The 20,768-nt window shown below is 50.3% G+C and carries 14 protein-coding genes; 6 read left to right on the top strand and 8 right to left on the bottom strand.

Annotation, left to right across the window (positions count from 1 at the left end):
• Window positions 1–14 precede the first annotated feature (14 nt).
• The 6 genes from ACZ42L_RS11465 to ACZ42L_RS11440 form a co-directional block, all read right to left on the bottom strand.
• Window positions 15–1,301: a Gfo/Idh/MocA family oxidoreductase gene (locus ACZ42L_RS11465; protein ID WP_464702845.1), complete on the bottom strand. Its 1,287-nt coding sequence runs from the start codon at window positions 1,299–1,301 to the stop codon at window positions 15–17.
• A 276-nt stretch (window positions 1,302–1,577) separates the two neighbouring features.
• The gene (locus ACZ42L_RS11460; protein ID WP_464699378.1) at window positions 1,578–2,591 is read right to left on the bottom strand and encodes a class II fructose-bisphosphate aldolase; all 1,014 of its coding nucleotides are present in this window, start codon (window positions 2,589–2,591) and stop codon (window positions 1,578–1,580) included.
• 211 nt (window positions 2,592–2,802) lie between these two features.
• Window positions 2,803–4,020: a sugar MFS transporter gene (locus ACZ42L_RS11455; RefSeq protein WP_464717007.1), complete on the bottom strand. Its 1,218-nt coding sequence runs from the start codon at window positions 4,018–4,020 to the stop codon at window positions 2,803–2,805.
• Window positions 4,021–4,514: 494 nt separating this feature from the next.
• Window positions 4,515–5,219, bottom strand: a complete 705-nt coding sequence (locus tag ACZ42L_RS11450) for an MIP/aquaporin family protein (protein WP_464699377.1) — start codon at window positions 5,217–5,219, stop codon at window positions 4,515–4,517.
• Between the two features lie 1,074 nt (window positions 5,220–6,293).
• On the bottom strand, window positions 6,294–8,063 hold the full coding sequence (locus ACZ42L_RS11445; RefSeq protein ID WP_464716162.1) for a MutS-related protein: 1,770 nt from the start codon (window positions 8,061–8,063) through the stop codon (window positions 6,294–6,296).
• A 136-nt stretch (window positions 8,064–8,199) separates the two neighbouring features.
• Window positions 8,200–8,556 carry a cupin domain-containing protein gene (locus ACZ42L_RS11440; protein WP_464699373.1) on the bottom strand — a complete coding sequence of 119 codons (357 nt, stop codon included), beginning with the start codon at window positions 8,554–8,556 and terminating at the stop codon, window positions 8,200–8,202.
• Window positions 8,557–8,760: 204 nt separating this feature from the next.
• Between ACZ42L_RS11440 and ACZ42L_RS11435 the strand changes: the two genes are divergently transcribed.
• Both ACZ42L_RS11435 and ACZ42L_RS11430 read left to right on the top strand, forming a co-directional pair.
• Window positions 8,761–9,114, top strand: a complete 354-nt coding sequence (locus tag ACZ42L_RS11435; protein WP_464702838.1) for a winged helix-turn-helix transcriptional regulator — start codon at window positions 8,761–8,763, stop codon at window positions 9,112–9,114.
• Between the two features lie 137 nt (window positions 9,115–9,251).
• Window positions 9,252–10,097 (top strand): hypothetical protein, encoded by an 846-nt coding sequence (locus ACZ42L_RS11430; RefSeq protein ID WP_464702837.1) that lies wholly within the window; start codon window positions 9,252–9,254, stop codon window positions 10,095–10,097.
• A 197-nt stretch (window positions 10,098–10,294) separates the two neighbouring features.
• On the opposite strand, the gene ACZ42L_RS11425 is transcribed toward ACZ42L_RS11430, so the two are convergent.
• Window positions 10,295–10,894, bottom strand: coding sequence for a septal ring lytic transglycosylase RlpA family protein (locus tag ACZ42L_RS11425; protein WP_464716161.1), 600 nt, complete (start codon window positions 10,892–10,894; stop codon window positions 10,295–10,297).
• Between the two features lie 104 nt (window positions 10,895–10,998).
• On the bottom strand, window positions 10,999–12,336 hold the full coding sequence (gdhA, locus tag ACZ42L_RS11420; protein ID WP_464716160.1) for an NADP-specific glutamate dehydrogenase: 1,338 nt from the start codon (window positions 12,334–12,336) through the stop codon (window positions 10,999–11,001).
• Window positions 12,337–12,645: 309 nt separating this feature from the next.
• Here gdhA and ACZ42L_RS11415 point away from each other — a divergent pair, with 309 nt between their 5' ends.
• From ACZ42L_RS11415 to ACZ42L_RS11400, 4 genes are all read left to right on the top strand, one after another.
• Entirely contained in the window at window positions 12,646–15,912 is a 3,267-nt protein-coding gene (locus ACZ42L_RS11415; RefSeq protein WP_464716159.1) for a SusC/RagA family TonB-linked outer membrane protein, read from the top strand.
• A 14-nt stretch (window positions 15,913–15,926) separates the two neighbouring features.
• On the top strand, window positions 15,927–17,510 hold the full coding sequence (locus ACZ42L_RS11410; RefSeq protein ID WP_464702834.1) for a RagB/SusD family nutrient uptake outer membrane protein: 1,584 nt from the start codon (window positions 15,927–15,929) through the stop codon (window positions 17,508–17,510).
• Window positions 17,511–17,928: 418 nt separating this feature from the next.
• The gene (locus ACZ42L_RS11405) at window positions 17,929–18,888 is read left to right on the top strand and encodes a FecR family protein (RefSeq protein WP_464716158.1); all 960 of its coding nucleotides are present in this window, start codon (window positions 17,929–17,931) and stop codon (window positions 18,886–18,888) included.
• A 9-nt stretch (window positions 18,889–18,897) separates the two neighbouring features.
• Window positions 18,898–20,760, top strand: coding sequence for an FAD-dependent oxidoreductase (locus tag ACZ42L_RS11400; RefSeq protein ID WP_464716157.1), 1,863 nt, complete (start codon window positions 18,898–18,900; stop codon window positions 20,758–20,760).
• Window positions 20,761–20,768 lie beyond the last annotated feature (8 nt).

Here is a 20,768-nt window from a genome sequence, read left to right as displayed (position 1 = left end):
ATTTATATGAAACATTACAATGTCCAACCACCACGCATGGGTTGATTCACCAAAGCATTGGCAGCATCGTCACCAATAAACTGTTCTTTCTCAGGGTCATAATTGAGAATGTCGCGATGCAAGCGCAAGGCAACCGTTGCCATATTCACCAACGTACAACTACGATGCCCATTCTCTTCGTTCAGCGCAAACTTCTGACGGGTGCGAATACAGTCGTAGAAGTCGGTACGCTGCGGTTCTGGGTCGGGGAATTCGGCCAGTCGGTTCATGACATCGGGGATAGTACACTCGAAACCCTTATACACTTTACCTTCCGGTCCTTCGATATAAGGCACATGTCCCTTGCTCTCAAAGCCCTCGCCTTCAAGAATTATCTGGCAACCGTCGGCATATGTATACGTAATCTTACGCCAGATACCCACAGCATCCCAATGCTGCTGCGGAGCATCTACCTCCACCTTCACGGGCGACTCATTGTCCTTGCCCAACAAATACTGCACAGGGTCAAGATAATGCTGCCCCATATCGGTAAGTCCACCGCCATCATAATCCCAATATCCGCGGAAAGTCTGATGTACGCGATGCGCACTGTAGGGTTTGAATGGAGCTGGACCGAGCCACATATCATAATCAAGCTCACGCGGAACAGGCTGCACTTCCAGATGATCTTTGCCCACCCAATAGAATTTCCAAGTAAAACCGGTAGCACCAGACACCCTCACTTTGAGTGGCCAACCCAGCAATTTGCTATCGACCAGTTTCTTCAAAGGTGTCACCGTCGTACCCAAACCGTAGAATGTATCGGTAAACCTGAACCAGGTATTCAGTCTGAACACGCGATTATAGCGCTGCACAGCCTCTACTACTTTCCGCCCTTCACCGATAGTACGTGTCATCGGCTTCTCACACCAAATGTCCTTTCCGGCCTTGGCAGCCTCAACGGCCATCAACGCATGCCAATGGGGAGGCGTTGCGATGTGCACAATGTCTACGTTCGACTGGTGAATCAGTTCACGGAAATCGTGATAAGTCTTCAGGTCTTCACCAAACTTGCTTTTCCCCAGATTCACTGCTTGCTGTAGATGCTTGGCATCTACGTCGCACACAGCTGTCAGCCTGCAAGTCTGATCGCTTGTAAAATGATAAGAGGTCTTACCGATGCCTCCCACTCCGATAATACCCTTGGTGAGTTGATCACTAGGTGCAATGAACCCATTGCCGCCCAAAACCCTACGCGGAACGATGGAAAACAGTCCCAAAGCACCTGCTGTTTTGATAAAATTACGTCTGTCTGTTTTCATGATAATAATAGTTGATGCAGATGATGCAAATATACAAAAGAAATTGGAATGCCCACCCATTATTATGATAATTTATATTTACACACATAAAAATGTAGACAACGAATGATAATGAAGTATTACAACGCCCAGACACAACATATCCTACACCTGCCGACAGCTAAAAAATCATGACCCATCGGCCAGCAAACACGCTCCCATGAAGGGCAGAAACGAATAAAGGTGGAACGCTTCTTACGAAGCGTTCCACCTTTATTTATATATGCCAATGTCGAATTAGTCGAGCTGAGCAAGCTTGTTGTCAGAACCCAACACTTCCTTAATCTTGTGTGAGTAAAGCTCTGTCATCAAGTCACGAGCAGGTCCACAATACTTACGTGGGTCGAATTCACCCGGCTTTTCAGCAAATACCTTGCGAACAGCGGCAGTGAATGCCAAACGAGAGTCAGAGTCGATGTTAATCTTACATACTGCGCTCTTAGAAGCCTTACGGAGCTGTTCTTCAGGAATACCCACTGCATCGGGCAACTTGCCACCGTATTCGTTGATCATGTCAACATACTCCTGTGGTACAGAAGAAGAACCGTGGAGTACGATTGGGAATCCAGGGAGCTTCTCCATGATTGCATCGAGCACGTCGAATGCCAATGGAGGAGGCACGAGCTTACCTGTCTTCGGGTCGCGTGTGCACTGCTCAGGAGTGAACTTGTAAGCACCGTGAGAAGTACCGATAGAGATAGCCAGTGAGTCAACACCGGTCTTTGTAACGAAGTCGATAACTTCTTCAGGCTTTGTATAGTGAGATTCTGTTGCAACAACATCATCCTCTACACCTGCCAATACACCCAGCTCACCTTCTACGGTTACGTCGAACTGATGTGCATATTCTACAACCTTCTTGGTCAAAGCTACGTTCTCATCGTAAGGAAGAGAAGAACCATCAATCATTACAGAAGAGAAACCAGAGTCTACACAGCTCTTACAGGTCTCGAAAGAATCTCCGTGGTCCAGGTGAACAGCAATTTCAGGATGGTTACAACCCAATTCCTTTGCATATTCTACAGCGCCCTGAGACATATAACGAAGCAAAGTAGCGTTAGCATAGTTGCGAGCGCCCTTAGAAACCTGAAGGATTACAGGTGACTTCAAGTCAGAAGAAGCCTTGATGATAGCCTGCAACTGCTCCATGTTGTTAAAGTTGAATGCCGGAATAGCATAACCTCCGTTGATGGCTTTCTTAAACATCTCGCGAGTGTTTACCAAGCCTAGTTTTTTGTAATCTACTGCCATAATTTATTTATGTTTTAATATGATTTGCCTATAACGAGATAGGTGTCAGTCGGCAGCGCCCGCATGGACACGCCTACTGCATGCAAAATTACCATTTTCTTTTGGAATAAGAAAAACATGTACTGCTTTTTTCAAACTCCCACAGGGTTAATTTAGTCTAAATACCCCAATACCGTGGAAGCCTGGCGTAGCAGGAAGCACCAAGCACCCACTAAGCTGCACATTCCCGATGATGTTTCAACAATTTGTAGGCATAGAGCAATACGATAATGAAACCATCGAGCGGAACCAAAAACGGAGCCACTACGCTCACATTGTCAGCTATCAAGCCCATCAACAGGAAGCCGCACCCGCCTATCGGAGTCATCATCAATAACGCCGACGCACTCTTGGTAAGCCGTCCCAAACCCATCAGGGCGAGCGAGAATATCGTCGGGAACATGATGGCTTCGAAGAGGTAGTTGGCTATCAATGCCACCAACGAGACGATACGAATATCGAGCAACACAAGCGACAGACACGACACACTGCCCACCGCACAGATAAACAGCAGGCATTCGGGACGCACATATCGCATAATCCAGCTGCCCAAGAAACGGCCTATCATGAAAAAAGCCAGCGCACAGGTGAGCACCACGGCAGCCACATTGTCGTCCATCCAGCCTTGCCCGGTTACGAAATTGATGAAATAGCTGTTGATGGAAATCTCGGATACCTCATAGGCCAGCAGGGCTATCAAACCGAAGACAAAGACCTTATGCTGCCCCAGTTCGCGTATATCGCTCCACAATCCGCCACCCGACGCAGGCCCTTCGCCATGACTGATTTCGGGCAGTCGCACCTTGGCAAAGACCACCGCTATCATCAGCACCAACACGCCGAGTATGGCATAAGGCACAGCCACGTCGCCACCCTCGATGGAATCACCGAACAGGAACTGCCCTACAACGAATGTAGCGAACAGGCTTCCCAGTCCATTAAACGACTGCGAGAGGTTCAGACGGCTCGTAGCCGTAGACTTGTCGCCCAGTTCCGTGACGTAGGGATTGGCCGAAGTCTCCAGAAAAACGAGTCCACAGCCTATCACAAACAGCGCCCCCAGAAAGGCATTGAACGTGCCCCAAGCCGAGCCGGGGATGAACAGCAACGCGCCGATGCCGAACAGCAACAGCCCGAAGACCACACCTTTGCGATATCCATACTTGTTGATGAAGATACCAGCCGGTATCGCCATCAGGAAATAGCCCAGATAGGTGGTAACCTGAATGAGCGACGACTGGGTAATGGAAATACTGAATTCGTTCTGGAAATGCTTGTTCAGCACATCCAGTATAGCACGGGCAAAGCCCCACAAGAAGAATAGGGTCGTTATCAGAATAAACGGAACGACATACTTCCTGTCTGTCAGCGAGGCACGGGCTGTCGACAACTGCCGGGGCGTTTCCCCACGCTGCTCTTCTAATCGCGGAGTTTTCACAACTTCATAAGATTATTGAATGACACACTATAGAGACGCCACACACAACTTTTTTCGCCTCTGTTCACAGCCTACTTGCCTGCATGGTCGCGGTCGGCAAGCTGATAAAAGGAAATATGGGGTACAGAATACAGATAATAATCATCGCTCTCTGCAATGAATCAGAAAACCATACCCCTGTAGGACACCAACCTCTACACAAGCCGTAGGTCCGAACGAAGTGGAAACCTACGGAAAGGTTGGCTGTAGATAAGCGAGTCTGACACACTCTCCCCGGCAAACAGCTGCCTATATCGGGACAGCCCTGTCAGACTGGCTCATTGGGCCGAATCCAGACCGGAGACAATCGTCGCATACGCCCGGCTGTCTCCGGCTATGAACAGGTAGCCCTCCGGGCTGTCAATCAACTCTTCTGACACGCCCACTAGATTTCATGCCTGCTGCAATTACTTGGTTGCAGGGTCAATCATCTTCCAGATGCCTGCTGCACAAGCTGCACCTACAAACGGACCAACGATGAAAATCCAAAGGTTAGCAAGCGCTGTACCACCCTGGAACAAAGCCGGACCGATAGAGCGTGCAGGGTTCACCGATGTACCGGTATAGCGGATACAAACGAGGTGAACGAGAATGAGTGACAAACCGATAGCCAGACCTGCGAAGTTGTTGGTAGCACCATTGGTCTTAGATGTAGCACCCAATACGACGAGTACGAATACACAGGTGAAGAAAATCTCTGCCAGTACACCGCCCAAGACAGTAACGGTCTGTCCGGCTTCGTTGATAACCTGTAGGTCGTTCGCACCTGTACCTACCAGCCCGGCATTCATGGTCAACACATAGAGGATGGCAGAACCGATGATTGCACCAATGACCTGGAACAGCATATACATACCGCAATCCTTGGCATTCATTCTTCCGCTGAGGTACACACCGAGCGTGATGGCCGGATTGATATGGCAACCGGAAATACCGCCGATGGTGTAAGCCATAGCCACTACAGACAAACCGAATGCCATAGCAGTACCGATAACAGTACCCGCATTAGCTACATCTGCACAGTTTGAAGAACAATTCAGGCTGACAGCAACGCCGCAACCCATCAAGACCAGCACCATCGTGCCAATCATTTCTGCTAAATACTTTTTCATATAACTCTTTTTAAAAATTGGTGATTCTCTTTTTTAGACAACGCAAATATAGGCAAATTATTCTTAGGTCGCAACAAATATTTACACTTTTTGTACATTTTTCCTTAAACATCTCTGTTTTTTCGGTATTTGTTTCACTTCGCCGAAGCCCAAAAGGGCAATGATACGCCAAGCGGTGTTTCGCCTTCCACACTGCGCCTGCCCCCGATTCTTTCCCGATTGTCCACCACCTTAGACGCTCAACTCATCACCTGTATCTTGCCTACCCGCCAACTTGAAAAAACTGCAAGGCCTCCGCAGCAACGCTGCCAAGCCCTTGCAGCATTGCTGTTTGGCCTCTTCAGTTTTGCTGCAAAGGTTTTGCAGGAATTTGAGTTTGAGTTGGTGAGTTTTTGAGTCTATGAGTTTTTAATTAATCAATTGATGATTGACAATTGAGAATGGAGAATGGATGATTGGTAGGCAAGAGTTTATAGGATTGTAGGGACGTGGCATGCTGCGTCCGCAAGAAGGAAGAATAAGTCCCAGCCTTGCGTGTAGGAGCGAATTGCATTTGCCCTTACGACTCCAAAACTTACAAGCTCAAAAATCCACTTATCATGTGGAGTACCTATCGGCACTCATACTTTATTTTCCTCTTTATCCGACAGTTGCCGCTGCGCGACAACACATCGGCTAGTATAAACTGTAGCGGTTTCACCGCTATAATAGTGTTGTCTTTTGTAAACAGCGAGTAGTCCAATCGCAAATAGGGGAGATTGTAGGGACGCGGCATGCCGCGTCCGCAGGGATGAGTTTGCGTTTGTTTAATATAGGAGGATTAAGGTAGAGACGGAGTGTACTCCGTCTCCATGTTTACCTAGGCTGGCAGTTGTCATTTCTTGCTGATAAGATGGTGTACACACCGTCTCTACCCTATCCGCATGTTCGTCTCGCAATGTGCAAGCATGAATAGGATGGTATGTGACTATCTTGCCTACGGACGCGGCATGCCGCGTCCCTACAAATCACAAACTAAATACGTCTCTTATGCTTTTTTGTCTAAAAACATCAGACAGAGCTGGAAATTCTCCCTTACTGGGTCTCCAGGATGCGCCGGAGCAGATAGGTGGCATTCTGATTACGGGCCACACCGGGCGTAATCTTGTACGAATACGTGACGTCAGCACCCAGTTCTATCTCGAAACAATAGTTGTGGAATCGCTCACTCTGCATCTTCGAAAGTTCCAAATCGTGGGTAGCAATGATGCCTGTCACGTCGAGCCGGCTGATGGCTTCCAGGAACATACGCGAGCCATTGAGCTTGTCGAGCGAGTTAGTACCCTTCAGTATCTCGTCGAGGATGATGAGCGTAGGACGGTGGTCGTGACAGAATTGCAGCAACTGTTGCAACCGCAAAAGTTCGGCATTGAAGTAGGAAATGCCGTGAGCAAGGTCATCGGTGGTACGCATGCTGCTGAACAAATGGAATATTGATACGCGATAACCGTCGGCAAACACCGGTATGCCGTTCATGGCCAAGATATAATTGATGCCCACCGCACGCAGGAAGGTACTCTTGCCAGCCATATTGGCTCCCGTGATGATATAATAATGGTGGTCGACGATGCTGAAATCATTGCGCACGGCCTTAGCCCCCAGAAACGGATGGAACAGTCCACGAGCTTCGCAGACCACCTCTCTGCTATCTGTCAACACCTCTGCCGGCCGTGCTTCGGGATGGTTATAGCTGAACGTAGCCATCGAAACACGGACATCCACACGGCTCACCGCATCCAGCCAATCGCCCATCTTGCCGGCATAATCGCGCTGCCACAGGGCGAAACGGCGCAAGAGGAAAAAATCGCTCCACGCCAGTCCGTCGGCAAAGAAAAGACCCAGGATGTTGCCACGACGGTCGAGTCCGCCCAATATCTGTTCCAACTGGGCAAACGAGTCGATGGCTTCGCGTAACGTCCTGCTGTCGTCTGCATTGAGCGCAGAAACGAATGTCTCGTCTGCAATGTGCCTCACCACTTTAATATAGGTAGCCATCTGCTCGTGCAAGCGGTCTACCACGCCCCCTACTCTCTTCAGCGTACCCGAAGTAAAGAGGAATACCAGACCAAATTGCAGAATGACCCACCATATCGGTAGATTCCAATCGGCCATGCCCAATGAGGCTGCGACAAAAGCGCCCAGACATCCCACGATGGCCACCCAAGCCAAGATACGCATGCCACCATTGAGTGCAAAGCCCGGAATACGAGTCTCGCGCATCAGCATCACTGCTCGCATCACCTCCTCGGTGTCCAACCGCCGCTGCTGTCCGAGCGCTATGAAATCGGCTCGCCAAGCATCCTTGGCAGCCAGTTCGGCAAGAGCTTCAGCCCTTCCGACTACATAATCCAACCGAGACAGGCGGTCGGCCAGGCAGTCACTACCACCCGATGTAATCGTTCGATTCATGCGTTGGAACAACGATTCCGCCCCAAAGACATCCAAATCGAAGGTGTATTCGTGGCGCGCATCTGCATAGTGACCACCGGCATCGAATGCGGAGAAGTCGCCGGCAAGAGATGCCAACTCGTGCAAATAGACTTGGCGTAAGTCGGTTTTCCGTTGCAGACGGTCAGAATTCAGTCCGTCTATACGTCTCACGACAGCGTAACCCACCAACGGGAGTGCCGAACAGGCCAGCAAAGGCCAACCCCACGACACCACTGTATATAAAACAATAAAAGCCACAAACAGCACGAAGAGTGCTATTTGGGCTATTACCAATGCGTTTCCTTTCCTTTTCAGTTGTGCTATCTCTAGCGTCAATGCCTCGGCATGGCCACTATAGTATGCTTCTAAATTCATTCGGTCGTATATATATTTCGACTGCAAATATGCGAAAAATATTCAAGACCTAGCCCGATTGAAAGACTTTTTCCGCAATCATCACAACTTTTAGGAGTGTACAGGATAAAACGGGAGAGAAATGAGGATTACCTTATCATGCTATCACGGCATCGTCGACTGTGTATCCTTCCAACGAACCGGCTTTGGTTTGGATACAGACAAAAGTGACAGGGCCGCCTGTCGCTGCACGCAGCTGGCGCTTTACGTCGGGGGAAACGCGCAGCCAATCGCCCTTCTTCAATACAACATCTTCGCCATCGAGCGTCATGACAGCTTCACCGGCAAGCACGCCATAAACTTCTTCATTCTGCTTGTGACTATGCACAAAAGGCACTTGTGCGCCGGCCGGCATGCTGTTTACACTTATTTCGCTGCCTGTCAATCCCAGTTGCTCGTGCAGTTCGGTACGTGGTTCACTCTCGTTTACGCTCAATTTACTAAACTTTTCCATTGTTCTTTGTATTAATATGTATTGTTATGAATTTACAATGCAAAGATAGACATAACAAAATAACCGCACAAGAAGGCACGCCAAGGGGAAATAGTTACCAAAAAGTAGGAATTAAGCAAACAGGTTCTTCAAGGCAATTACACTTAACTTATATTAACCTGGTAACTAATATATACTATCCTGGTAATCACTATTTTTGCATATATGATAACAACTAATGAGACATCGGCAGCCTATCTGAACTGCCCTATACGCAACGTCATCAGCCACTTCGGCGACAAATGGTCGTTGCTCGTGCTATACCATCTGCATGTAGAAGAGTCCGGCGTCATGAGATTCAACGAACTGCGCCGGCGAATGAGCGACTGTTCGCAGAAAATGTTGTCGCAGACATTGAAGAATCTGGAACGCTACCATCTGGTCAATCGCCAGATTTATCCGGAAGTACCGCCTCGCGTGGAATACTCGCTCACCGATATGGGTAAGTCGCTCATGCCCAGTATCGAAGGACTCATAGCCTGGGCGAAGGACAACTTCGACCGGATAGTGACCGACTGACACTACACCTATAATATATATAGGTGGAAATACTGAAATAGGAATTTCCCTATCCCCTTGTAGGGAAACTATCCTGAAAGGATGGACGAAATGCTGTATCTTTGCCACAGAAACAAGAAGAAAAAGCAAAAACCGTCATGAAGAGAGTTACGATATTAGCAATGAGTGCCATCCTATTGGCCAGTAGCTGCGGTACATTTATGGGTACGGGCGCTTATGCGGGTGCCAGCATGGGGTCAATACTGGGTTCGGCCGTCGGCGGAATAAGCAGTGGACCACGCGGTGCAGATTTAGGCACCATCGTAGGTATGGTGGGTGGCGCGGTGATTGGCGGTGCTATAGGCAACGCAGCCGACCAGCGTGCGCAAGAACGTGTCTATCAGGACGAGCCGATGCGCCACGACCGTTACGAGAGAGTGCGCGACAAGATACGCCATCGTGACCGGCAAGGCAACGACGAATACACCTATTCGGACACAATGGACGACAGCGGATTTGACCAGACCAACAGCGGCGACGACCGTATCTACGACTTTGACGGTACAGACTACACAGGAAACTACAGCGCACAGCAGCCTACTACCAACATGCCCCTGTCGTCTAGCGTGGAAGAATTGGCCAACGGCTACAAGTACAGTCCTACGATAGAAATCAGGAATGCCCGATTTGTAGATGCCAACCAAGACAACAAGATAAGCCGTGGAGAGATTTGCAAGGTCATCTTTGAGGTCTACAACCGTGGCAAGGAGACCATCAGCGACGTGCAGCCTATGGTGGTGGAAGCCGAAGGAAACAAGCATCTCTACATTTCGCCAGGCATCCATATCGAGAAGATACTGCCGGAAAAGGGCATCAGATATACGGCTGTGGTGAAAGCAGACAACAAACTGAAAAACGGAACTGCCAAAATCTGTATCTCGGTGGTACAGGGAAACAAGGCCATATCGAAGGTGAGCGAGTTTAATATTCCTACACGGAAATAGTGGCAGCATTGCCTTCAAAACTCCAGAAAGACTACACGAAAGTAGATACCACATATTTGTCGACAGAGACTCAGCTGATTCTTACTGAAGAATCGTAGCCATAAAGGTGAAGGCGGGGGCTCTGTCGACATCTTTTATAGATGTTCCTCACTCTCCGGAAGATTCTTACGGACACAAAAAAGTAGAGCATAGTGGCTCTACTCTAATATTTTATCGAATATATTTTTCCAGCTATTGGTCTTGGGAGTCTGTTTTGCAGGCGGTCGAGCAGTCTTCGACTTCCGCATCATGGGCTTACGTGCAGTAGCTTTCTGCGGCAGTTTCTTGGCTGCACGATCTACGTCTTCAGCCCAGTCTGTCACAAAGCTGGAACTCTGTTCGGCAATACCGAAGTCCAGACTCGGTACAGAGATTTCCTCATCGGGCTTGAAAGGGATGGCAGGAGCTTCAGCATAGACCTCTACCACGACACTGGTTACCCCTTGAGCCAGCATGCCCAATTCTTTAGCTGCCCCCCATGAGAGGTCGATGATACGCCCCCGACCAAACGGTCCGCGGTCGGTGACTCGCACGATGACCGACTTGTCATTGCTAAGGTTTCTCACCTTCAGCAACGTACCGAACGGATAGGTACGGTGGGCGCATGTGAGGCTGTCGTGATGCAACCTCTCCCCACTACTCGTACGCGCTCCCGTAGCTTTCTTGGAGTAGTAGGATGCCTTTCCGGTTTGCTGTGCAAACATCATGGTAAAGGCACATAACCAAATCAATAGTATTACGCTTCTTCGATATTTCACTCGTTATATTGTTAGTTAATAATAAGGAGGTAGCAGGAATCCGTACGCTTGCCGGTAGTCAGACGGACCGAAGTCTCATCAATACCTGCTATCTCCACGTTATATCACACGACACCTTGTGCCATCATTGCCTTGGCCACTTTCATGAATCCTGCAATGTTTGCCCCTTTCACATAGTTCAAATAGTCGTCGGGCTGCTTACCATAGAGCGTACATTGCTCGTGGATGGAGTGCATGATGCGGTGTAGCTGGGCATCGACCTCGTTTTCCGACCACGACAGACGCATGCTGTTCTGTGTCATTTCAAGCCCCGACGTAGCCACACCACCGGCATTCACGGCCTTTCCGGGAGCAAAGAGTTGCCGAGCCTGGATAAACTTTTCTACCGCCTCGGCAGTACATCCCATGTTAGAAACCTCTGCCACACAAAGCGGTCGATGGGCCAATATGCGGTCGGCATCGCCACCATTGAGTTCGTTCTGGGTGGCACAAGGCAGATAGATATCGGCTTTCTGTTCCCAAGGCTTGCGCCCGGCGAAGAACTGTCCGCTTTCAAACTCGTCGGCATAGGGCTGGCACACGTCATTGCCGCTGGCCCTGAGTTCGAGCATGTAGTCTATCTTCTCGTCGCAGATACCATCCGGATCGTAGATATATCCATCCGGTCCGCTAATCGTAATGACCTTTGCGCCGAGCTGGGTAGCCTTCTTGGCAGCTCCCCAAGCCACATTGCCGAAACCCGAAATAGCCACGGTCTTGCCCTTGATATCTATATCGTGGGTCTGTAACATCTGATTGACAAAGTATAAAGCACCAAATCCCGTGGCTTCAGGACGAATACGCGAGCCGCCCCACTCTATGCCTTTGCCTGTCAGCATGCCCTCCCAACGATGCGTCAACTTCTTGTATGTGCCGAAGAGATAGCCTATCTCGCGCGCTCCGACACCTATATCGCCGGCAGGAACATCCTCATCCGGACCTATATAATGGTAGAGTTCCTGCATGAAAGACTGGCAGAACCGCATCACTTCGGCATCGCTCTTACCACGTATGGAAAAGTCGCTTCCACCCTTACCACCACCCATAGGCAGCGTAGTGAGTGCATTCTTGAATGTCTGTTCGAAGCCTAAAAACTTCAATATCGAGAGATTCACCGACGGGTGGAAACGCAGTCCACCCTTGTAAGGACCTATCGCGCTGTTGAATTGTACGCGATATCCAAGATTCACATGCACTTCCCCACGGTCGTCGACCCACGGTACACGGAACGTAATGACGCGTTCCGGCTCTACCAAACGTTCCACAATCTTCACTCTGTCAAACTCCGGATGCTTGTTATACACGTCTTCTATAGACATAAGAACTTCGCTCACGGCCTGCAAGTATTCCTTTTCGCCTGGATGCCTGCGCTCCAAATCATTCAAGATTCCAGTTACTTCCATAGATATTTCCGATTAAAGGGCTGGCGCACCTAATGCCCTGGTTATGTTGCAAATATAGAGTTTTTATGCAGAAGAGCCAAATCATTCTGTCAAAAAAGATTTTAAACAAGAATAAAGTTTATTGCAATTTCTCTTATTTTTTTCTAAATCCTCTTAGTGGTTTTTTACTTTCGACGTGTTATGATAGCAAAACTTGTAAGAAAATGCCTATGACGAAATGACCCGAAAAACATTCCATGCACACCTTAATAATAAAGGCTATGCAACAACTCTCTATTCATGAATTCATTAATTATAAACATAAAACCTATGAATCGTTATCCAGTTAAATGTCGGAAGAGTTCACCTTCATCCTATTTCCATCCGGTGAAACTCCTACTCTTCCTTTTCTTATTATTATCAACGCCACAAGCTTTTGCTCAGAACAAGAGTCTTGAGATTCCTGCCAAAACCCTCCCGGTAAGCAAAGTGTTTGCCGAAATCGAGCGTTCTACAGGTTATCTGCTCGTTTACAGCGACAAAGACATCGACGTGAACACGAAGATTACGTTTGCACAGACCAAGGGTAATCTGAAATACTTCCTCTCCCAGCTGGCTTCAGAGCTTCGCCTCAGCTACGACATTACACAGAACAAGTATGTCGTATTCAGAAAGAAAGCTGCCGAAACACATCCCCAAGCCTACAAGGGTGGTAAACTTTCCGGACACATCACTGACGAAAGCGGAGAACCACTCATCGGTGCTACCATCGTACAGAAGGGTACACAGAACAAAGTCATCACCGATATGGATGGCAACTTCGAGATAGATGCACCTCAGGGAAGCACACTACTCGTATCGTACATCGGTGCAAAGGACAAGGAAATCAAAGCTGCCGAGGGCATGCAGATAACTATGGCCGACGACATCGAGGCTCTCGACGAAGTCGTTGTCATCGGTTACGGTAGCGTGAAGAAAGCCGATTTAGCCGGTTCTATATCCGTTCTCGACAACAAGTCGTACAGAAACCAACCCATTGTCAACGCTACCGATGCCTTGCAAGGTCGCGTGGCCGGTGTTTCCGTCACCAACAGCGGTGCTCCCGGTGGTACTATCAAGGTCAGAGTGCGCGGTGCCAGCTCCATCAACCGCAGCAACGACCCGCTCTATGTAGTCGATGGTATCGTGCGCGAAAGCGGTGTTACCGGTCTCGACCCGGAGGACATACAGTCTATGCAGGTGCTTAAAGATGCTTCAGCCACGGCCATTTACGGTTCAAGAGGTTCTAACGGCGTCATCCTGATTACCACGAAGACCGGTAAAGCCAACCAGCAACTCATCACATTCGATGCCAAACTGGGTATCAGCAGTGTGGCAAAGCGCTACGACACCCTTAGTCCTTACGAGTTTGCCACAGCTTACAACGAAGCTCATCCCAACACGTTTGACAGCAGTCAGCTAACCGCTTTCCAGAACGGAACAGCAGGAACTGACTGGCAGGATGCAGTCTTCAAGACCGGTATCACGCAAGATTACAAGGTGGCACTGTCTAATGGCAACGACAAGACTCAATATTACGTATCTGCCAACTACGTGGGCCAGACCGGTACGGTCATCGAGAACAACTACAACCGTTACCAGTTCAGGGCCAACATGACTTCTGACGTGTCGAAATGGTTGAGCCTTACAACCGACATCAACTTCTCTCACAGTGCCGACAAGAGCCATAACTTCAGCGCATCCAAAAACAATGTGCTTTGGGCCATGCTCAACTATTCGCCCGTGACAGACATCTACGATGCCAACGGAGGCTACAATCCCGACCGTTATTGCGCCATCACAGAGTACAACCCTGTTGCTACACTGAAAGAAAGCCGCTCACAAAACCGTCACGACATCCTCAATGCGCGAGTAGACTTGAAGTTCAACATCTTGCCGAACCTCACCTTCACCTCTACCAATGGTGTGGACTACAGCGACTACAAGTACTACTATTTCAACTCGAAGAAGATTTCCGTCAACATCAACAATGGTATGTCGAACGCCGACACACAGCGTATGGCACTGCAAACTACCAACAACCTGACCTATCAGGGACAGTGGGGACTGCACTCGCTCACCGTTACCGGCGTATTCGAATCTTCATTCTCCAAGACCAGATACATGAAGATTTCGGGCGACAACCTCTTGACCGAGAGCGTGGGCTGGTGGAATTCCACACTCGCCAGAAGCCGCCAAGACAACAACAGCTACTCTTCGTGGTCGCTCCTGTCTTATGTCAGCCGCTTGATGTATAACTACAACGACCGCTATCTCGTCACCGGAACATTCCGTGCCGACGGTTCTTCCAAGTTCGCTAACCAGAAATGGGGCTACTTCCCGTCTCTTGCACTGGCTTGGCAGCTCGGCAATGAGAGCTTCATGCAGCATCAGAATGCCATCCAGAACGCCAAACTGCGTCTCAGCTACGGTATCGTGGGTAGCCAGGCCATCGAGCCTTACGAGACGTTGGGATTGATGTCGCAGACTACCATCGCCTTCGGTGGCGACTCCAAGTACACCGGCTACTGGACAGGAACAAATGTTCCGACACCTGAACTCACTTGGGAGAAGACCCACCAGTTCAACGTAGGTCTCGACTTCGGTATCCTCGACAGCCGCATAAGATTCACATTCGATTACTTCGTGAAGTTTACCAAGGACGGATTGTTGCGCAAGAACATGCCCAACTACGACGGTGGCGGCTCTTACTGGGTCAATGCCTGCGAAGTAACCAACCGCGGTCTGGACTTCACCATTGATGCCGATGTCCTCAAATCGAAGGATTTTTCTTGGAACTCGGCCTTTACGGGCACTTTCCTGAAGAATAAAGTCACTTCGTTAGACAACATTCCATTCATCGCCGGATACTCTCCTGCCAACGGATTGGTAGAAGCTGTATCGCGCGTCAAGGTGGGTTATCCCATCGGTTCGTTCTTCCTCTACGACTGGACAGGTATCGACGCCAAGGGACACGACACCTATGCCGACTACGACAATAGCGGAACACTCTCCGAAGGCGACAAGATTATGACCGGAAAGGCTTCTCCCGACTTCAGTTTCGGCTGGAACAACACCGTCACATGGCGCAACTGGACTCTCAGTGCATTCTTTACCGGTGCTTTGGGTGTACAGCGCCTCAACCTCATTCGCTACACAGCAGCCTCTTTCAACGGCAACTCCAAGTTCATCACACTGCGCGATGCCTACTACAACTCTTTCGGCAAGGTCAGCAATCCGATGTATCCGTCTGTCACCGTAACCGACAACGACTACGAGGCCGCATCTACCAAGTGGCTCGAAGATGCCGACTACTTCAGGCTCGACAACCTGTCGCTGGCATACACCCTGCCCAAGCGTGTGCTCCGCTTTGCCGATGCCACTCTCTCGCTCAGCGTGCAAAACCTCTTCACCATTACCAAATACAAGGGTATGGACCCTGCCGGTATCTCGTTCATGAGTACCGAACTAGGCAGTACCGACCTCAACGACGGTATCGACATGGGTGCTTACCCACTCTCAAGAACCGTAACATTTGGATTGAAAGTTAACTTCTAACAAACACAGACAATATGAAAAAGACTTATATTATAGCCGGATTGACCGCCTGTCTGGCACTGACGACCTCATGCCAGAACTTCCTCGACGAAGACCCCAAGGGCAGACTGACAGCCGATACATTCTTCTCTACCCAGGAAGAACTGGACATGGGCACTTACGCCCTGTACCGACAAGTGATGAATTCGCAGAACAACACCAACCCATTGATTATAGCCTGGCAAGGCGACGACATCACTACACACCCCGGAAGCAACAAGCAGGCGTATGCCGACGTAGACGCCTTCCACCCCACAGACGGCAACAAGGGTGCTGCCGCTGTATGGAATTCGGGGTACAAGGTAATCAAGGCAGCCAACTATCTGATTAACAGTGCCGGGAAAACCCCGACTACCAAGGAAGAGGTGAACATCGCTATCGGACAGGCAAAGTTCTGGCGTGCGGTCAATTATCTCAAACTGGTAAGAGTCTTCGGACCTATCCCCATGAACCTCAACGGCGAAGTAGACTACTCACGCCCGCTGGCATCGGTAGAAGAAGTGTACAATCAGATTGTAGCCGATCTCAAAGACTGCGTCGAGATATTGCCCACCTCGTACTCGAAAGAACCCCGAAAGATGAACGGAGCTAACATCTACATCACCAAGCAGGCAGCACAGTCGGTACTCGCAGCTGCCTATATGGGAATGGCAGGATGGCCTCTCAACAAGACCGAATACTACAAGCAGGCTGCTGCCAGTGCCAAGGCCGTCATCGACGGAGTGAAAGCCGGCAAATACGAATACATGCTTGAACCTAGCTACAACCTGGTTTACGCCCCCAGCCGCAACTATACCAACGAGACGGTCGTAGGCATCAACTACAACGGCGCATACGTTTGGGACGAAGACTCCGAGATGTCTATCAGCGATTTGTTTGAATCTCTCGGCGGATGGGGAGACGGATGGAGCGAATACAAGTTCTGGAAAGACTTCCCCGCAGGCGCTCGCAAAGACGCCACCATCAGCCCCAAGATTGTCAAGAACAACGGACGCAACGGCGAAACCGAACTGATAGACTGGTGGCAGGTGGAAGAGAAGCACCCCATGTACTGCAATCTGCTCACCGGACCGGGCTTCACCGACTATGATTATACCAAGCCGGCAGGCACCAAGAATACCAACAGCCACCGCCATCGTCTGGTGCGTTACTCCGAAGTATTGCTGTGGTATGCCGAATCGCAAGCCCGTTCAGAGGGTACTCCCAACGCCCTGGCCTACGAGTGTATCAACCAGGTAAGACAGAGAGCCGGCCTGACTGCCCTCCCAACAGGCATGTCGGGAGCTGCCTTTGCCGAAGCCTGTGTACAGGAACACGGCTGGGAAGTGGCCGGCTACTGGCCCGCTCTGGTCTGCCGCCGTCAAGATTTGTTCCGCCTCAATCGTCTGGAAGCACTCTTCAACTACCGCAAGAAGAATGCCCCGATTGAGATTACTGCGGGGGTAACGGAGAAAGAAAACGTCCTCATTCCCGACAATGTGACGTGGAATGGAGAAAAGAGTATCTATCTGCCTTACCCAGCTGCCGATGCCTCTTTAAATTCAAACATAAAGCATTAAGGTTGTATTAAGTAGGAGAGACGGCGTGGTGACACGCTGTCTCTTTTTTTTCGGTTTACTGCAAAGGCTCGGCAACATCGCTGCCTAGGCTCGGCAGCATTACTGTCCGGCCTTTGCAGCATCGCTGCGGAGGCCTTGCAGTTTTTTAAAGTTGACGAGTAGACAAGACACAAGTAAACAAGCCGGGGATAAAGAGTTGACGAGTAGACAAGATACAAGTAGACAAGTCGGGGATAAGGAATATGAAGATGCGAAACCACAGGCAGGGATTGGGAGAAAGCTTCTGCCCCAGAGACTTCAGCTTTGCTACGAAATATCCCTGCAAAATATCAAATGTTACAAATTTGTTTCACTTTCTGCCCCCTATGTTTAGTGGTTTTCTTATATTTGCTTGTCTATATCATAAAAACTAGAACAAATGGACGAACGCGTCAATCGATATTTAGAAGGAAGCCTCAACAGCCAAGAAACCGAGCAACTGCTGCTCGATGCACAAGCATCGGCAGAACTAAAGGCCGACCTTATCCGTGCCATCAATATGAAAGCATTGATGACTCTCCACCCACAAGTGGCCAACGAGGCTGAAGGTAGAGAGCGTCTGCAGCAGAGACAGAAATCACAGAAGCGAGTCGCTACGCAGAGACTCATGCGCCAGATGCTCCGCTATGCAGCCATCTTGATACTGGGCATTGTGGGCACTGTGGCCGTATTCAAATACCACACGGCCCACCAGCAACCCACAGCTTACCAAAAGCTGAGCGTACCGGAGGGGCAGCGCGCACAGATAACCCTGCCCGACGGCACATCGGCATGGGTCAACTCCGGGTCTACCATCAGTTTTCCGTCTAGCTTTGGCAACGAGCGCACCGTCCAACTCCACGGCGAGGCCTATTTCGACGTGGCCAAAGATGCAGACCATCCCTTCGTCGTACAGGCCGGAGGGCGGCGGGTGAAGGCACTTGGCACGGAGTTCAATGTACGCAGCTACGCTCCCGATGCCATCGACGTGTCGCTCTACGATGGCTCGGTCAGGGTCTATGAACCTAGCAAAGAGGAACAGGGAACGGTACTCACGCCTCGCCAGCAGCTCGTCATCGTGGGCAATCAACAGCGAATGCTGGCTGTAGACCAGGACGACATATTGTGGCGCGACGGCATCATCTCGTTTAAATCGGCCACCATGCAGGAAGTGGCCGAACGGCTGCACCAGTATTACCATGTCGACATCATCATCAAGAATGCCGATATAGTCAATCAGGAATACACCGGAAAATTCCGCTTGCACGATGGCGTCACATCCATCCTGCAACTCATCTCGAAGGTGCATCCGTTCAATATCAATCACAATACCGAAAAAGACGAAATCATATTATACTGATACACGCACATGAAAAAGATTCTATCAATCCTCCTGACTGCCCTGTTCGTCACGACTCCAGCCCTTGCCACAGACATTCTGGTAGAGGCCGAGAGCTTCGAAACGAAAGGCGGATGGGCTGTTGACCAGCAGTTTATGGACCAGATGGGTTCACCCTATCTCATCGCTCATGGTATGGGCGTGCCTGTGGCCGACGCCACGACGACCATAGCCGTGCCCCACGAGGGGACGTATCGCGTATTCGTGAGAACCTATAACTGGACCTCGCCGTGGCACAAAGGCCGTGGTGCAGGGGCTTTCTCGCTTCTAATCAACGGCCGGAAGCTATCACCCACACTTGGAGATACCGGCACACAGTGGATGTGGCAGGACGCCGGAAAGATAGCTCTGAAAAAGGGAAAGGCCGCTATCAGACTGAAAGACCTGACCGGATTTGACGGCAGATGCGACGCCATCTACCTCACTACGGGCGACAACATGCCGCCCACCGACTTGTCGGCACTGACTGAAATGCGCCAACGGCTGCTCCGACTTCCGGCCGTTGCACCGTCGGCAGGAGTGTTCGATCTCGTCGTTGTGGGCGGCGGCGTGGCGGGTATCAGTGCAGCCGTGACGGCAGCCCGACTCGGCATGCGCGTAGCTCTGGTGCAAGACCGTCCCATCCTGGGCGGCAATAACAGTTCGGAAGTAAGGGTTCATCTGGGCGGAAGAATCGAGACCGGCAAATATCCGCGCCTGGGCGGACTCCAGAAAGAGTTCGCCCCTACGGAAGAAGGCAATGCCATGCCGGCCGAAAACTATGCCGACCACAAGAAGATGGAGATAGTGCAGCGCGAGCCAAACATCTCGCTCTTCACCAATTATCATGTGAACAAGGTACAGACAGAGGGTAAGAAGATTGTCGGTGTCATAGCTCAGAACACACTGACAGCACAACCCCTGCTCTTCAAAGCTCCCCTGTTTGCCGACTGCACAGGCGATGCCACCGTGGGATATCTGGCAGGAGCAGACTACAAAACGGGGCGTGAAGCCTACGACGAATTCGAAGAACAGCTAGCACCCAAGCAGGCCGACAAGATGACTATGGGGGCGTCGGTACAGTGGTATGCCGTGCCTACGAAAAAAGCTACTGCGTTCGGACCTTTCAACTACGGTATCGAGTTTACCGATGAGAGCTGCGAACCTATCAAGAAAGGCGAATGGACATGGGAGACAGGCCTCAACAGAGACCAGATAGGCGACTTCGAACGAATCAGGGACTACGGGCTGATGGTGGTATATTCCAACTGGAGCTACCTGAAAAACCAATATCTCGACAAAAAAGACTTCAGGAACGAGCGGCTGGGATGGGTGGCCTACGTAGCCGGCAAGCGTGAGTCGCGCCGCCTGCTGGGCGACTATGTGCTGAGCGAACAAGACCTCGTGAAGCATGTTTCGCACGAAGACGCGTCGTTTACCACCACGTGGAGCATCGACCTGCACTACCCCGACTCCATCAACGGCATCCACTTTCCCGACAACGAGTTCAAGGCCATCTCGAAGCAGAAGGTAATCTATCCCTACGGCGTGCCTTACCGCTGCCTCTATTCCAGAAATATAGACAACCTGTTTATGGCCGGTCGCGACATCAGCGTGACGCATATAGCCCTTGGCTCGGTCCGCGTGATGCGCACCACGGGCATGATGGGCGAGGTAGTGGGCATGGCTGCATCGCTCTGCAAACAGCATCGGGCAAGTCCACGCGACATCTATACGCGCTATCTGAGCAACCTGAAGCAGCTTATGAAGCAGGGAGTGGGCGGCCAGGGACTTCCCAACAATCAGCAATACAACGAGGGCGGCATCTTGTCGAAGCCACCCACAGTACAATAAATACACTG

Source organism: Prevotella mikamonis, from assembly GCF_055381405.1.
Note: the sequence above shows the minus strand (reverse complement) of the source record. Positions and strands in the feature narration are given on the sequence as shown.